General features: G+C 40.2%; 14 protein-coding genes. 8 read left to right on the forward strand and 6 right to left on the reverse strand.

Going from position 1 to position 16339, the window contains the following annotated elements:
- Positions 1–32: 32 nt before the first annotated feature.
- Positions 33–899, forward strand: a complete 867-nt coding sequence (locus HCJ30_RS10290) for a YitT family protein (RefSeq protein ID WP_185392075.1) — start codon at positions 33–35, stop codon at positions 897–899.
- Here the strand turns inward: HCJ30_RS10290 and HCJ30_RS10295 are convergent.
- Positions 889–1995, reverse strand: coding sequence for an NAD(P)/FAD-dependent oxidoreductase (locus HCJ30_RS10295; protein WP_185392076.1), 1107 nt, complete (start codon positions 1993–1995; stop codon positions 889–891). The two genes, HCJ30_RS10290 and HCJ30_RS10295, sit on opposite strands and share 11 nt — an antisense overlap.
- Positions 1996–2314: 319 nt before the next feature.
- On the opposite strand from HCJ30_RS10295, the gene HCJ30_RS10300 reads away from it, so the two are divergent.
- The 7 genes from HCJ30_RS10300 (at position 2315) to pflB (ending at position 11588) form a co-directional block, all read left to right on the forward strand.
- Complete coding sequence (locus tag HCJ30_RS10300; RefSeq protein WP_185392077.1) at positions 2315–3451, forward strand: GGDEF domain-containing protein; 1137 nt, start codon at positions 2315–2317, stop codon at positions 3449–3451.
- Positions 3452–3476: 25 nt separating this feature from the next.
- Entirely contained in the window at positions 3477–4604 is a 1128-nt protein-coding gene (locus HCJ30_RS10305) for a GGDEF domain-containing protein (protein ID WP_185392078.1), read from the forward strand.
- Positions 4601–5605 carry a glycoside transferase gene (locus HCJ30_RS10310; RefSeq protein ID WP_185392079.1) on the forward strand — a complete coding sequence of 335 codons (1005 nt, stop codon included), beginning with the start codon at positions 4601–4603 and terminating at the stop codon, positions 5603–5605. The genes HCJ30_RS10305 and HCJ30_RS10310 overlap by 4 nt, the downstream gene beginning before the upstream one ends.
- An 18-nt stretch (positions 5606–5623) precedes the next feature.
- The gene (locus tag HCJ30_RS10315) at positions 5624–6307 is read left to right on the forward strand and encodes an EAL domain-containing protein (RefSeq protein ID WP_185392080.1); all 684 of its coding nucleotides are present in this window, start codon (positions 5624–5626) and stop codon (positions 6305–6307) included.
- Between the two features lie 111 nt (positions 6308–6418).
- Positions 6419–8062, forward strand: a complete 1644-nt coding sequence (locus HCJ30_RS10320; RefSeq protein ID WP_185392081.1) for an NAD-dependent malic enzyme — start codon at positions 6419–6421, stop codon at positions 8060–8062.
- Between the two features lie 2 nt (positions 8063–8064).
- Entirely contained in the window at positions 8065–9072 is a 1008-nt protein-coding gene (locus HCJ30_RS10325; RefSeq protein WP_185392082.1) for a serine hydrolase domain-containing protein, read from the forward strand.
- 236 nt (positions 9073–9308) lie between these two features.
- Positions 9309–11588: a formate C-acetyltransferase gene (gene pflB, locus HCJ30_RS10330; RefSeq protein ID WP_070215074.1), complete on the forward strand. Its 2280-nt coding sequence runs from the start codon at positions 9309–9311 to the stop codon at positions 11586–11588.
- A gap of 46 nt (positions 11589–11634) precedes the next feature.
- On the opposite strand, the gene HCJ30_RS10335 is transcribed toward pflB, so the two are convergent.
- The 5 genes from HCJ30_RS10335 to HCJ30_RS10355 all read right to left on the reverse strand — a co-directional run bounded on the left by HCJ30_RS10335 (position 11635) and on the right by HCJ30_RS10355 (position 16301).
- Positions 11635–12900, reverse strand: a complete 1266-nt coding sequence (locus HCJ30_RS10335) for a BaiN/RdsA family NAD(P)/FAD-dependent oxidoreductase (protein WP_185392083.1) — start codon at positions 12898–12900, stop codon at positions 11635–11637.
- A gap of 111 nt (positions 12901–13011) precedes the next feature.
- A complete protein-coding gene (locus HCJ30_RS10340) occupies positions 13012–13695 on the reverse strand; it encodes a zinc metallopeptidase (protein WP_149045274.1) in 684 nt (227 codons plus the stop codon).
- An 86-nt stretch (positions 13696–13781) separates the two neighbouring features.
- Positions 13782–14378 carry a DUF1405 domain-containing protein gene (locus HCJ30_RS10345; RefSeq protein WP_185392084.1) on the reverse strand — a complete coding sequence of 199 codons (597 nt, stop codon included), beginning with the start codon at positions 14376–14378 and terminating at the stop codon, positions 13782–13784.
- An 88-nt stretch (positions 14379–14466) separates the two neighbouring features.
- A complete protein-coding gene (gene reoY, locus HCJ30_RS10350; protein WP_185392085.1) occupies positions 14467–15012 on the reverse strand; it encodes a proteolytic degradation factor ReoY in 546 nt (181 codons plus the stop codon).
- 35 nt (positions 15013–15047) lie between these two features.
- On the reverse strand, positions 15048–16301 hold the full coding sequence (locus HCJ30_RS10355; RefSeq protein WP_185392086.1) for a tetratricopeptide repeat protein: 1254 nt from the start codon (positions 16299–16301) through the stop codon (positions 15048–15050).
- Positions 16302–16339: the final 38 nt, after the last annotated feature.

Genomic DNA, 16339 nt, shown 5'->3' on the forward strand with positions numbered 1-16339 from the left:
TATTAAATAGGTTTCAGGGAGGGGAAAAAGCTATGCTAAAAACATTACGCACGAAAAATATTTGCTTTATTATGCTTGGTACGGCGATTTACGCGTTTGGTTTAGTTAATTTTAACATCGCTAATAATCTCGGAGAAGGCGGACTGGCTGGGGTGACTCTATTCCTGCTCCACTTTTTCCAAATTGATCCTGCTTACTCTAACTTAATCTTGAATATCCCTTTGTTTATTTTAGGTTGGCGTGTGCTCGGTAATCGCTCGCTTATTTATACTGGCATTGGCACAGTGAGTTTGTCGCTGTTCTTATGGATTTTTCAGCGTATTCCTTATACGTTAGATTTACATAGCGACTTGCTGCTCGTAGCCCTTTTTGCTGGTGGTTTTAGTGGTATCGGGCTCGGGCTTGTATTTCGCTACGGTGGGACGACTGGCGGCAGTGATATTATCGCCAAATTGCTTAATCATACGAAAGGAATTAGTATGGGACGCACGTTATTTGCGATTGATGCAATCGTGCTCGTTGCCTCGCTTTCTTATTTGGATGTTCGCCAAGTAATGTACACGCTTGTCGCAGTATTTATCGGTTCGCGGGTAATTGATTTTGTCCAAGAAGGGGCTTATGCGGCTCGTGGTGCGCTGATTATTTCCAAAGATAATGATGCGATTGCTTCCCATGTAATGCTCGCGATGAACCGTGGTGTGACGGTACTTGAAGGTCGCGGCGGTTTTTCGAAAAATGAGCAAGATGTCCTTTATATTGTTGTTGCGAAAAATGAAATTATCCAATTGAAAAATATTGTTCAAGCGATTGACCCGCACGCGTTTGTTTCGGTGAGTGTCGTTCATGATGTAATGGGCGAAGGTTTCACGCTAGATGAAAATAAAAATCCTATTTACTAATATATTTACTTGGTTCATAGTTTTCTAAAGCTAATTCGACTGCGTTTCCAAGTGCCAAATCCGCCAAAAGTTTGCCGACATACGGTCCAGTTGTTAACCCAGATGCACCGAGACCATTTGCTAAAAAGACCGATTCAAAACCCGGTAACTGACCAATGAGTGGTGCGAAATCTGGTGTGTACGGTCTAGTTCCGACAGCGACATGAGCAACTCTATGCGCCAAATCACCTTCCATAAATCGCGTGACCTCTGTTAAGATTTCCGCTTTCCCTGTTGCTGTTGGCTCTGTATTAAAGCCAGCAGCTTTTTCATGAGTTGCGCCAACAATTACTTTCCCATTATCAAAAGGAACAATCGATTTAGCACTAGGCGGCAAAATAACGGGCCATTCATCCGTTTCAAACTCGCTAAAATCCAGTTCCAACAATTGCCCTTTTTGCGCTAAAACATCGGTATGGAAACCAGCATCTTGTAACAAATCGGCCAACCAAGCACCAGATGCAATAATTAATTTATCGTAGCTTTCTTTTTCCTCGCCAACAAAGATTTCTCCATCGGCTGAAAAACGAGCGCGACCAGATTTGATTTTCACGCCATTTTCTTTCGCAGCGGAAAGTAATGTTTCACAAAATAAACCGCCATTCACGCGCGCTGCTCCACTGACATAAACTGAACCAAAGCCCGGTTTAACGAGCGGAAATTTTTGCTTAGTTTCTGCTTCTGATAATCGTTCAATCTCACCCATGACTTCCGCATCCAAACGTCTTTCTTTTGCGAGGTTAAACAGCTCGGTTACTTTTTCTTCTGTCTGCCGAAGTGCGAGTACGCCGACTTGCTTGTAACCCGAATCACGTCCCGTTTCATGTTCGAGCATTTGCGCTATTTCCTTATAAAAAGCCGCACTATTTTTCGCCAGTTCATACCAATATTTATTCCGTCTTTTGGACAACCACGGGCAAATAATCCCCGCCGCCGCACGGGTTGCTTGTCCCGGTTCACCGGAATCAATTAACGTTACTTCTACCTGTTCTTTTGATAATAAATATGCTGCGCTGGCTCCAACAATTCCACCGCCAATGATGACTATTTTTTGCATGATTACACCCCTCTATATCAATTGTGACACAAGTTGACTTTTTCAAGACTCTTTGTAATAATATGTGAAAATAGTTAAGTTTACAAACTACTAAAAATCCTCTACTTCATTCTATCCATTGTACTGAAATCCAGCTTTAATTACAAAAAGGCAGATTTTGGCTTATCTCGTCGTCATTACCACATATCCTCTTAGAGATCGCTTTCGCTTATCGGTTGGTTTTTTGCACTGCGTCTCAGCTAAAAATTCATTTCTTTTTTATTCTGCCTATATTAACTGTTCAGCTGATTAGTTATGCTGAGATATGGGAGATTTTTTTATGCCAAATATTCTTGATTCATTATGGAACAGCATGGCGCTTTTTTTATCAGCGCTTTTTTTTCACGGAATGGCACTTCGGTCAATTAGAGAAAAAAAGCCCGCTTGGTTCCAAATAAAATTTGCTAATGAAATTATTAATTACGCACTGGGCATTTACTACGGCCTTCTAGGTGTTTATTTTATTATCCGCGGATTGCCTGGCACGGACTCCGGGATTTATACAGATATGCTACTCAATATTTTAATCGTATTGCATTTGTTCTCATCGGCCGGACCAGCTACTATCGCCCTATTACTTATCGTCGCAGGCAAACTGTTTCTTGGTGATGCGCTGTTCGCCAATTTTATTTATGTTTTTTTAATTATCGGCTTTCACTTTATTTGTATGGAAGTGGCCAAATTACGCCTTAGTTCCGTGCAAAAAGTCGTCTTAGTCAAACTTAGCGCCATCCCGCTAATGCTATTTTATTTGCATCAAAAAATACATTTAGCCTATACGCTAGATGATTTACCGATTTGGATACTCTACTTTGTGGTTTCTTTTTTTATTACCTTCATTATTATTTCAGCGTCTTATTATATCGATACGTCCAACAAATTGATTTACGACTTGCAGCAGTCCACCATTCTTGATCCGCTTACTGGTTTGACGAACTTCCGCCACTTCGAAAAAGCATTTGAAGCCGCTTTTAACTATGCTACTTTAAAAAAATCGAATTTAAGTGTCATTATTATTGATATTGATTATTTTAAACGGGTAAATGATACATATGGCCATTTAGCTGGAAATGGTGTTTTATCTACTTTTAGCCAAATGCTGTTAAAGATTAGCTTTCCGCCGAATACGGTTATTTCAAGGATTGGCGGCGAGGAATTTGCGATTGTTTTGCCGAATATTAATGTTAGCGAAACACAGCATTTAGCAGAAAAAATCCGTCGAAAAGTGGAGAAAATCGATGTACCGATTGTTGCATCTGGCTCGGTTATTACTATTTCTGCTGGAATTGCGAATTATGATGGTGAAAATTATCCGAGCGCAAATGAACTACTTCATGCAGCAGATCAAGCCCTTTATAATGCAAAACGAAATGGACGAAACCAAGTACATATTCGCGAAACAGAGCCAATTATTTAAGAGAGTAAAAAGGAGATGAGTCCATTTGTTCGAGCTAATTAATTCATACATAGATAGTTTAGCGCTCTTTCTTGCTATCCTTTTTATCCAAGGGATGTCTTTTCGGAAAATCAGACAATATCGCCCAAATTGGTTCCAAAATGGCAGTAGACGACTATTTCTTTCTATCCTCCTCGGTGTCTATTATGGTTTAGCAGGTATTTACTTCATTTACGAAGGTGCCTATGAAAATAATCCCGTTATTTACACGAATATGCGGATTTTAATTTTAATGGTTACCAGTGTTTTCGGTGGTCGAGTGCCGCTTATTTTTGCTTATTTGGTTATGCTTTTTGGGCGGATTAGTTTTGATATCGCCTCCCCGGTCACTAGTCGCTATATCATTTTAATGACGTTGATTTTCGCCGCATGTTTACTTATTACTTTTTGGAAAAAACAGCGCTTTTCGAAATTTGTCGCGTTGATCATTTTAAATTTCCCAGCCATCCTTTATTATTTTGTAAACAATTTTGACGAAGGTCGGATTTTGCGCGGCTTTGAAATTCTCGAATACTTCTTGTTGTTCTTCGTGACCGCTTTGCTAGTGTTTTATGCGTGTAACTATATCGATAAGAGTAACCTTGTCATCCAAAATCTAACCGAAACAGCGATGACCGATAGTTTGACTAATTTACCAAATATGCGTTTTTTCACGCAACAATTTGCATGGATTTTCGCTAAATCGCAGAAACGAAAAAAAGCATTGTCGCTCTTCATTATTGATATTGACCATTTTAAAGAAATTAATGATTTTCATGGTCACCAAGCTGGTAATACTGTCCTTGCGCAGTTTAGTAGCATTCTTAAAAATCGAACCTTTCCGCCAAGGACCATGTTTGCGCGAATTGGTGGGGAAGAATTTGCTGTTTTACTGCAAAATGTCGGTACCGAGCAAGCGGCACTCATTGCTGATTTTTTCCGGGAAGAAATTGAACGGGCGAAATTCCCTTACAATCCCGCGAGTGGCAAAGTAACGGTATCCATCGGAGTCGCTTCTGCCAGTTCCAAATTTGCAACAACAGAATCTCTTTTTGAAGCCGCCGACCAAGCGCTTTACCAAGCAAAACAAAGCGGCCGCAACCAAATCGCCGTTCATCAGGGGGAAATCGAATGAAACGAATAATTCTCATCCTCATTTTACTCATCGCACTCGGCACGGGACTCTACTTTTTCCTCCGACCAGAACCGAAAGAAACCGTAAGCGTACCAAAAGAAACAACGCCTACTTCCACCGCCGTGCAAAAGTATGTAAAAGAAAACTACACTGCCAAAAACGGTTTGATTGTTGATTATAAAAACGCCCAAGAACCGCATTACTTAGCCGAGAGCATCGGTCTTTATATGGAATATTTAGTCGAAGTTAATGACAGCAAAACCTTCCAAGAACAAGTAACTAATTTACAAAAAAACTTTATAACAAAAGATAATTTTATCAAATGGGAAGCGACAGACTCGACCACGACAAATGCGATTGTAGACGACTTCCGTATCACCGACGCACTTTACCAAGCGAGCGACAAATTCGAGCACAGTGCCTACAAAAAACTAGCAAACAAACTGCTAACTAACACGAAAAAATATAGCGCCGTTCAAGGTACACCAGTAGATTTCTATGATTTCGTTCATAAGAAAAAAGCTGATACGCTCCATTTAAGCTATTTAAACATCGAAGCCATGCAACAAATTAACTACCGCGACAAAGCTTATCTACCCATTCAAACCGTGAACGCCGAACCATTTTTTACAGAAGTATTTCAAAATGGACAATTTCACTATGCTGATGCGAACGAAGTCAATATGATTGATCAAATGCTCATCGTGCTTGCTTACTACGACGAGAATGGCGATGTAGAGCCAAATTTCGATGATTTTTTACAAACCGAACTCGCTTCTAAAGGGAAAATGTATGCGCGTTACCAACGAGAAACTAAGAAACCCAGCTCAGAAAACGAATCTACAGCCGTTTATGCCTTTTTGACACAGTATTTTAACAAGACAAATCAAGCTAAAAATGGTAAAATCACCAAAGAGTTGTTAGAGAAAATGGACACGTCGAATCCTGAAACGACCCATTTTTTCGATTATATAAATAAAGAAATAACTCTTAAGAAATAACGGAAAGAAGTTGGACAAATGAAAAAGCCCTCTGTACGTGAGATTATTGATCAAAATCATTTTGATACAATATATGAACCGATTGTTACTGTTGAAAATACGGAAATTTTCGGCTACGAGTCACTCACCCGCTTGAAAACAGATCACTGGAATGCGATTAGTGATTTTATTGAAGAAGCGGAACAGGATGGTCTGCAAAAAGCATTTGAACTGCTCACGCTTCATAATGCAGTGAAACGCTTTAACAAAAGTGGAGATACGCCATTATTTGTCAATATTTCCTACGATACCTTTTTAGAAAATCAAGAAGAATTGCATGATACCCTTCTTGATAACGGGAAAATAGTTTTTGAATTTTTGGAAACATCCAAGTTACCACAAGAGCGAATGAACGACTTAGACAAACAACTACAGCTATTCCAGAAAAAACACGAGACTAAATTTGCTATTGATGATTTTGGCTCCGGATATGCGGACTTACACCGCGTTTTTGCGCACCATTCTGATTTTGTCAAAACCGACCGCCTGCTACTTCGAGATTTATTCGAAAGCGACGGCAAAAAAATCTTCTTCGAGCAACTGCATACGTACGTCAAAAAACATAATAAATCCTTGATTGTCGAAGGAGTCGAAACGAAAGAACAGCTCGAATTCCTCCAAGAGATTGGCATTCCTTACGCGCAAGGTTATTATTTTCATTAAGTTTAACAAAAGAAAATCTGATTGTTTTCAGGTTTTCTTTTTATTTTGAATCAGTTGTTATTCTTCTTCCCCCCATGTAAAATAGAATAGAATGAAAAAGGAGTGCTGAAAATGACTTTAAAATCAGGTTTTGACTATCTGAATAATCCATTATTAAATAAAGGAACCGCTTTTACAAACGAAGAACGGGCAAGCTATCACTTAGACGGATTACTGCCACCAATTATCGAAACAATCGAACAACAAGCCGCGCGCATCGAATATCAAATAGAAAACTTAGAAACAGCTTTACATAAACATCAGCTTTTAACCAACTTATATAACGAAAATCGCACACTTTATTATTATGTTGTCACCAAAAATGTCACCGAATATCTGCCGCTTATTTATACGCCAACCATTGGTGATGCCGTTATCCATTATCACACGGACTACACTGCTCCAGATGAAGCTTTATTTATCGATGCTTTTGCTCCAGAAAAACTACGCGCATCCATTGAAAACTATGCTAAAAACAATCCAACTATCGATATGATTGTCATTACAGATGGAGAAGGCGTGCTCGGTATTGGCGACTGGGGCGTGAATGGTGTCAAAATTGCAGTTGGCAAATTAGCTGTTTATACGGTTGCTGCTGGACTTGCGCCGGACCGCGTGCTCCCTGTTGTGATTGATGCAGGTACAAACAATAAAACACTCCTTGAAGATCCTCGCTATTTAGGTAACAAACGCCCTCGACTTACAGAAAGCGAATACGATACATTTATCGCTCAATTGGTTGATGCGATGACGACGGTTTTCCCAAAAGCCATCCTTCACTGGGAAGACTTTGGTCGTGCAAATGCAAGCCGTATTCTGCACAATTATCGCGAGGAAATCTGTACATTTAATGATGATATTCAAGGAACTGGCGCGATGGTCGTTGCCGCCGTTCTTGCCACTATTCAAGTTTCCCGCATTCCCCTAAGCGAACAAAAAATTATTATTTTCGGCGCCGGAACTGCTGGTATCGGTATCGCTGACCAACTTAGTGGACAATTAATGCGCGAAACTGGCCTTCCTTTTGACGCTGCTAGAAAACACTTTTATTTAGTGGATCGAAATGGTTTAGTGCTTGATCATATGACAGATTTAACTGCTGGCCAAAAGAAATATGCGCATCCCGCTTCTGAGTGGGAAAATACGCCGGTAGATACATTAGAACATTTAGTCGAAGCCGTTCATCCAACCATGCTAATCGGCTGTTCTGGCGTCACTGGTGCATTTAAAGAGAGCATTGTCAAAAAAATGGCAGAGCATACAGAACGACCAGCCATTTTACCGCTTTCTAATCCAACCAAACTAGCCGAAGCAACTGCCGCCGATTTGATTCAGTGGACCGATGGAAAAGCGCTTATCGTCACAGGAAGTCCCTCAAAACCAGTCGAATATCAACATACTAACTATGAAATCGGCCAAGCAAACAATGCCCTACTTTATCCAGGACTTGGACTAGGTGCTCTAGTTACTCGCGCCAAATATATTACCGATGGCATGCTTGCTGCCGCATCCATGGCTGTCGCTAACCAAATTTCGCCAAACGAACCCGGCGCTGCCCTTTTACCACATGTCCGCACCCTTCGTGAAACATCCCGTGCAGTCGCGATTGCAGTTGCCAACCAAGCAATAAAAGAAAATATCCAGCAAACGGAATTAACGAACGTCACCGAAGCCGTAGAGCTTGAAATGTGGCAACCTACTTATAAAGGAGTTTAGTTATGTTCTATAAAACGAAGCAATCACTAGATCAACTCGTCCAAAACGGCTCCACTCCCGGAATTAGCTATCAAATTAAAACAAACCAGCTAGAAGAAAATAACATCATGGGATTAAAAGCTGTTTTTCCAGAAGCCGAAATCTTACCACGCACAACAGAAAACATTTATGATATCGCTTCTTTGACCAAAGTAATTGCTACGACTACGCGTATTTTACAACTTATCGAACAACAAAGATTCCAATTAGAAGACCCAGTATACATGTACTTGCCCAATTTCCAGTACAAAAACGTTACAATTTTACATTTACTAACACATAGTTCTGGCCTTGCACAAAATATCCCTCACTTCCAAATGACCGTGCCCGAAGACGTGATGCGTTATGTTTACGCGACTAAACAAGTTAATCCGCCCGGAACAGAAGTCACTTACGCCGATGCGAACTTCCTCCTGCTTGGCTATTTGATTAGCGCAATGGACGGCAATTATGAACAAACGATTCAAACACATATTTTAGAACCACTAAAAATGACTCAAACAGGGTTCCATCCAACGAATAAAAAGCAAGTCATCCCAACCGAACTTGATCAAACTCGCGGCTTAATCCAAGGCGAAGTCCATGATTTCAAAGCTTGGACAGCCAAATCCGGCACTGGTCATGCTGGGCTTTTTAGCACGCTAGCCGATCTTTCCAAGTTCCGCGATGCACTTATTTTACAGCACGGGTCACCAATCCTTTCTGAACAAATGTTGGCGCTTATGCAAACAAACCATACACCGGGGCTTAATCGAAGTCGCGGACTAGGCTGGGATCTCCGCGGTGACTCTGTCTTATATCACACCGGATTCACTGGAACGTTTATGGTGCTTGATTTAAAACACCAAGCCAGTTTAATCGTCCTTTCTAACCGCGTTCATCCAAGCCGCGCCAATCCAAATTTCGTAGACAAAAGAGATAGCATTGTCGACACTTTTTTAGAAGAAGTTGCCAACATAACCGAAGTCTAGCACACTAGCTAGGCTTCTTTTTTATCCGTTCGTTCCCCCGCCCCATTTACCACTAAAAAACTGTATTAACACAGCATTTGAAAGCCTTTTCTAGTTATATAAAAGAAATTTATTTTCTTTCTCGTTTTATATTGTTTTCATTTTCACAAAGGAGTATGCTGTTCAATGAAGAAAGATTCTAAAGACTAGTTTCTGGCTTTAAGTGAAAAGTAACACAATTGAAGGAGGAAATTATAATGACAAAAGCATGGGATGGTTTTAAAGGAACCGCATGGCAAGAAAGCATTAGTGTAGGACAATTCGTCCAAGATAACTACACTCCTTACGATGGCGACGAAAGCTTCTTAGAAAAAAGTACACCAAGAACAACTAAACTGAACGAAAAAATAAATAAACTGGTAGAAGAAATGGATGCCAAAGGTGGCGTGCTCGATATGGATAACGCTATCGTTTCCAACGTTGCATCTCACAAAGCTGGCTACGTGGACCAAGAAAATGAAGTCATCGTTGGCTTACAAACAGATAAACCATTCAAATTAGCATTCATGCCAAACGGCGGCCTTAGAACTGCGGAACAATGTTTGACTGACAACGGCTATTCCATCGACCAAGAATTACACGACTTTTACGTAAAAAACCGCTCAACTGCAAACGATGGTATTTTCCGAGCATACACAGATGACATCAAACGTGCGCGTCACTCGCATATCGTTAGTGGTCTTCCAGATGCATACTCACGTGGAAGAATCATCGGCTTATACCAAAAACCAGCTCTTTACGGTGTGGATCGTTTAATCGCTGAAAAACAACAAGACTTGAAAAAAATCGCGATTTCTTCTGATGAAAATATTCGTTTACGTGAAGAAATTTGGTTACAAATCAAAGCATTGAAAGACTTAATCGTTTTAGGTAACGAATACGGTTTAGAACTTGGCCGTCCAGCTGAAAATGCAACCGAAGCTGTACAATGGACTTACATGGGCTACCTTGCCTCTATCAAACAAGCAAACGGTGCTGCAAGCTCATTCGGTCGTATTCCGATTTTCCTTGATATCTACATCCAACGCGATTTAGAAAAAGGCATTATCACCGAATTCGACGCACAAGAATTAATCGAACAATTAACCCTTAAATTACGAATGGTTCGTTTTGCAAGAACAGATGGTTATAACGAACTTTACGCTTCCAACCCAACATTCGTTACAACATCTATGGCTGGTATGGGTGCAGATGGTCGTCATCGTGTCACAAAAACAGACTATCGTTTCTTACACTGCCTAGACAACCTAGGAAACTCCGCAGAACCTAACTTAACGGTCCTTTGGGATGCTCGTTTACCAGAAAGCTTTAAAGAATATTGTATGAAAATGAGTGTAAAACATTCCTCCATTCAATATGAAAATGATAAATTAATGCAAGAAGAAGGCTACGGCGATATGCAATGTATCAGCTGTTGCGTTAGCCCACTTAACCCAGAAGCAGACAAAGATAAAGGCGAAACACATAACCTGCAATATTTTGGTGCTCGTGTCAACGTCCTTAAATGTCTTCTTGGCGCTATCAATGGTGGTAAAGATGATCTTCACAAAAACCAAGTATTCGATGTAGTAGAACCAATTACAACCGAATACCTTGAATACGAAGAAGTACTAGAAAAATTCGATAAATCAATGGACTGGTTAACAGACACTTACGTAGATGCAATGAACATCATTCACTTCATGACAGACAAATACAACTACGAAAGCATGCAAATGGCCTTCCTACCATCCAAAGTAACAGCGAATATGGGCTTCGGTATTTGTGGATTCGCTAACGTTGTAGATAGCCTAAGTGCGATTAAACACGCCAAAGTAAAAACTATCCGCGACGAAGATGGTTTTGTATATGACTATGAAGTAGAAGGCGACTTCCCTCGTTACGGTGAAAATGACGACCGTGCCGATGATATCGCTGTAATGGTTCTTAAAATGTTCAAAGACAAATTAGATTCCCATAAACTGTACAAAGATAGCGAAGCAACTGTTTCTGTTCTAACAATCACTTCTAATGTTGCTTACTCTAAACAATGTGGTAACTCCCCCGTGCATAAAGGACCTGTATTCGATGAAAATGGTAAAATCATCAAAGAACCAGAATTCTTCAGCCCAGGAGCAAACCCTTCTAACAAAGCAAAAGGTGGATTCTTAGATAACCTTGCAAGCCTTTCTAAATTACCATTCCACTATGCTAATGACGGAATCTCCTTAACCATCCAAGGAGCTCCAAAAATGTTCGGTAAAACAACCGAAGAACAACATCATAATCTAGTTGGTATTTTAGATGGTTACTTTACAAAAGGTGGTCAACATATCAACTTGAACGTTCTTAACCACGACGAAGTAATCGAAAAAATCAAAGCTGGTATCCCAGTAATCTTACGTATTAGTGGCTACTGCTTAAACACCAAAGATCTAAACGAAGAACAAAAAATGGAACTTTGTCAAAGAATGTTCCACGAAAAATTAATCGGTTAATAATAAAAAAGTACCAAATCTGCGAAAAACAGAATTGGTACTTTTTTTATGCTTTCGAAACTTCCGCCGCGTAAGCTCCTGCCGTATGTCCAGTCACTAGCGCGCAAGTAATATTATAGCCACCCGTATAACCATTGATATCCAGTATTTCCCCACAGAAAAATAATCCTTCCATCAACTTCGACTGCATCTCTTTCGGTTTGATTTCCTTCACAGAAACCCCACCACCAGTCACAAATGCCTTTTCAAAATCAAGCGTACCATTCACTTCAAAAGTAAAATCTTTTAATAACTGAATAAATTGCTCGATTTTTTTCGGACTTACTTGTTTATATTCAGCCGTTTCATCCAGTTCTGCCTTTTCCAATAAGAACAACAATAACTTCTCTTGTAAAAGCGAACTTAACGAATTTTTCAAGGCTTTCTTCGGATTGTCTTCTAACAATTTATATACATCTTTCGAAAGTTCCCCAGCCGATACATTCGGGAATAAATCAAGACGCATCTTCACCGTACCTGCGCCCGTTTTCTTTAATTCACGAAGCACGAACATACTACAACGCAGTGCTGCTGGTCCGGATACGCCAAAATGCGTGAAAATCATATCCATTTGATGCGTAATAATCGGCTTCCCTTTCGCATTTAAAACAGAAAGCGAAACATCCCGAAGCGACGTCCCTTGTAACACTTTTTGCTTAATAAAAGGCTCGCTGGATGTAATTGGCACTTCTGTCGGATAAAGTTCCGTGATAGTATGTCCCGCTTTTTTCGCCCAAGCGTAGCCATCTCCTGTCGAACCTGTCCGAGGAACAGATTTACCACCAACTGCGACAATCACCGCACTCGCTGAAATTTCTTGACCGTCTTTCAGCGTAACGCCTTTCACATGTCCATCCTCATAATCCACTTGTTTCACGGCTGTTTGCATGTAAATTTTTACGCCCAGTTTTTCCATCCGCTGAATCATCGCCTCAGCAACCGAACGCGCGCTATTCGATACTGGAAACATTCGGCCATGGTCTTCCTCTTTTAAAGCCACGCCCAATTTTTCAAAAAAGCGAATAATATCTTCATTATCAAACGCATGAAACGCACTATACAAAAAGCGACCATTACCGGGAATATGTTTAATAATTTCTTCTGCCGGTCGTCTGTTCGTTACATTACAACGTCCGCCACCAGACATAATTAATTTACGTCCCAGTTTTGGCCCTTTTTCAATTAATAGTACTCGTTTATTTTTCTCTGCTGCACTGATAGCTGCCATAAGTCCAGATGGCCCGCCACCAATGACAATTACATCATAATCCATTGTCCCGCTCCTTTACTTTATCCGAGTATAAGTATAGCAAGCATTCGGCTCACTGCCAAGCCTTTTTCACCAAACAAAAACCTGAGAAAGCTCTCAGGTTTGTTTTAAAATCTAATTTCGATTCATATTCGTAAAAATAAGTAATAATCTTAGAAGTTCCAGAACAGCTACGGCCATCGCAGCAACATACGTCATTGCAGCGGCACTTAATACTTTTTTCGCTTGTGGAAGTTCTGATGATGCGACTAGTCCGCCACTTTCTAATTGAACAAGTGCCCGTTTACTAGCGTCAAATTCAACTGGCAACGTAATTAATTGGAAAAGTACGCCCACTGCCATCAAAATAATCCCTAGCAACATGAAACTAGCTACGTTTGCAAGCATTCCGATAATTAAGAACACCCAAGAAATATTGGAACTAAACATGGTTACAGGAACAAGCGCCGAACGAAAACGCATAAACGCATAATCTTGTTGATCTTGAATCGCGTGTCCTACTTCATGGGCTGCAACAGCTGCCCCGGCGATAGAACGACCGCGGAAGTTAGCTTCAGAAAGGAAAACTGCTTTTTTACGAGGATCATAATGGTCACTTAACATTCCCTTTGTTTCATGAACAGGAACATTCGTTAATCCATTGGTATCCAAAATACGACGGGCAACCTCGGCACCAGTTAAACCATTTGCCACACCAACTTTGGAATAATGTGCATAGGTAGTTTTTACCCGATACTGCGCCCAAAGTGGGATTGCCGCGACGATAATAAAATAAATAATATACTGACTAAACGACATCTAATCATCTTCCTCCTACTACTTTTTTTCAGTGAATATCCTTATGTTCTTAGTATAAATTAACTACCACTAAGACTCAACCTCTTTCACTCATCATGAGGAAATTCTAATGTAAGGTGGCCTTTTTTTATTGTTTTTTCATATACAAACCACAAAACCGCAACCGTTAACCAAAAAGTCGCGTAGCCAATTTCCGGCAAGAATTTTTCAAGTCCCATATAAATCGGCATTTGACCAAATAAATAATCAATCACATCATTATGAAACACCCAAACAGCCGCTATCATAAAATGACCCATTCGAAAACGATAAAATGGCGCATAAAGAATACCTTCCACAGCCATAAAACCATGTGTCAAAATTAGCGCCACGGAGCCCCACACTAGCATTCCTTGATCAACCATATAAAAAATATTCATCCCAACTGCCCACAAACCATACTTCACTAAACAAACAAATCCTAGCGCCTCCATTAAAGGCCAATGCTTTTTCCCAAGAAAAGCAACCAATGCTAAAGTGAAAAACAGAATCGCAGTTGGACTATCTGGCACAAACAGCCAAAAACGCGGCTCTGTTATTTGTAATTGCGGCAAATACCATATGTATCCATAAATCGCGCCCAGTAAATTCCCGAAAAAAAGTAATCGTAAAAAGGTTCGATTAGCGAGTAAACTATATAACAACGTATTCCAACTCCCTTAAAAAAATCCTAGCAAAGCAAGGAAACGATGCGATTTCCACACCATTTCCCTACTAACTAGGATTAATTCCTTATTCTTTTTCCGTATCCATTTGTTGTAAAATGCGAACTAACTTATGAAAAGCTGCTTCATCACGCGTATCAAGCGCCTCATCGATTTGCTGTAATAATTTTTCTCTTGAAAATTGGTGCACAGATTGATAAATAAGTGCATCCGCCATTTCCTTTTCCTCATCAGCGAGCTTCAGTGCTGTAAAAGGATTGTCTTCACGAACAAGCGCGTATTCCGGAGAGCTCATTGCATCCTCAAAATGAAGTTCAACATACAACTCTTCATCCCAGTTCAACCGAATATCGTGAAATGCTTTTTCTGGATCAGTCGTCATAATGTTACCTTTAAAAAATAGGAACGGCTCGGATTCAACGCCGTGAGCACTAAGTGAAAGCCCACGCGCACACCCTTCCAAATTATCAACAAAATGAACATATTTTACAATTTGATCATGGCCAGCAATGTAATTTAAAACCCACATTGCTTCTCTAGTTTTCATCTGGTGTTTATTTAAAAACCAGCGAATAAAATCTTTCTTCTCGTCTATTGAAATGGATGCCTTCATCTTTCCTCAGTCCCTTCCTGTATTCTTTTTGGCGTTTAATCAAATAAAGATAAAATCTCTGTGTCTTCTGGCTCTAGTTCCAAATAGTTACGCAAAACTTCTTGTGATTTTGCGTGTTCGCCTTCTTCTCTTAAAAATAAACCATACTCTTTTAAGAAGGTAGGATTATTTGTAAAGTGCGAGTAAGCCAGTTCATAATTTGCTTTTGCTTTATTATATTGTTCTGTTTCCTGATATGCAACACTTACGTCCCAGAAAATTTGTGGCTCGGAAATAACTTCCTCTCCAAGGCCTTCCACTAATTCGATGACCCCTTCGTAGTTTTCCTTCGCAAGTAATAATTTGTTCAGCTGCATAATTGCTTCCGAATATTCCTCATCCAACACGATCGCCTGACGATAAAATTCTTCTGCTTCTTCTGGTAAACGTAACGTAACGGCCAGATTTCCAGCTTCAAGGAACATTTCTTTATTAAATTCATCTTGCGTCAAACCGTCTTTGAGTACCGCAATCGCTTTTTCCGGTTCGCCATTTTCTTCGTAGCTTTTCGCTAAATAAGAATAGAGCGTTGTGTAAGAAGGATCGTGTTCACGCAAATGTTCCAGCGCATGAATCGCTTTCGTATAATCTTTGGCCTGATAAGCCGTTAATCCCATGCCGAAAAGTGTATCGACCGACTCTTTATCTTCGAGCGCGCGTTCATAGTAGGATAGCGCTTCTTCAAACGCTCCACTAGCAGCAAATGCCTCGGCAATCCGCTCATAAACAGACACCGCACCATTCGAAATAATCGTTAAGCCAGCTTCAACAGCCGTTTGGTAAGACTGCACAGCGGACGCGAATCTAGCTTGCGATAAATAATATTCCCCTAGTGCAAAATCAATAATCGGCTCATTTGGCGCGATTTGTTTGGCTTCTAGTAATTTTTGCTCACTTACTTCAAACAACCCTTGCATTTGATATAAATCAGCTAATACGAGCAAACTCTCAATATACGCTTCATCTTCTTTGTTTACTTTTTCTAAATAATCTTGCGCAGAATCGATATCGTCTTTTTCAAGTGCGACCTCGGCTGCCCGGACAAGCAACTCGCCCTCATCCTTATATTTTGCTAACAGAAGCTCGTATAAATCCTCTGTTTCATCTAAAAATCCGAGTGAAAATAATTCTTCTGCTAAATAGTATTGTTCCTCATCTGTCCCCGCTTGCACAACTTCATCAAAATACTTCTTCGCAAGCGCCATATCTTCATGCTCTAACGCATGTAACATTTTATTAGCTAATTCCATTTCTGCACCTTCTTTAATAATAAGTCGTTTTTCTATTA

Source organism: Listeria cossartiae subsp. cossartiae, assembly GCF_014224155.1.
GTDB lineage: Bacteria > Bacillota > Bacilli > Lactobacillales > Listeriaceae > Listeria > Listeria cossartiae.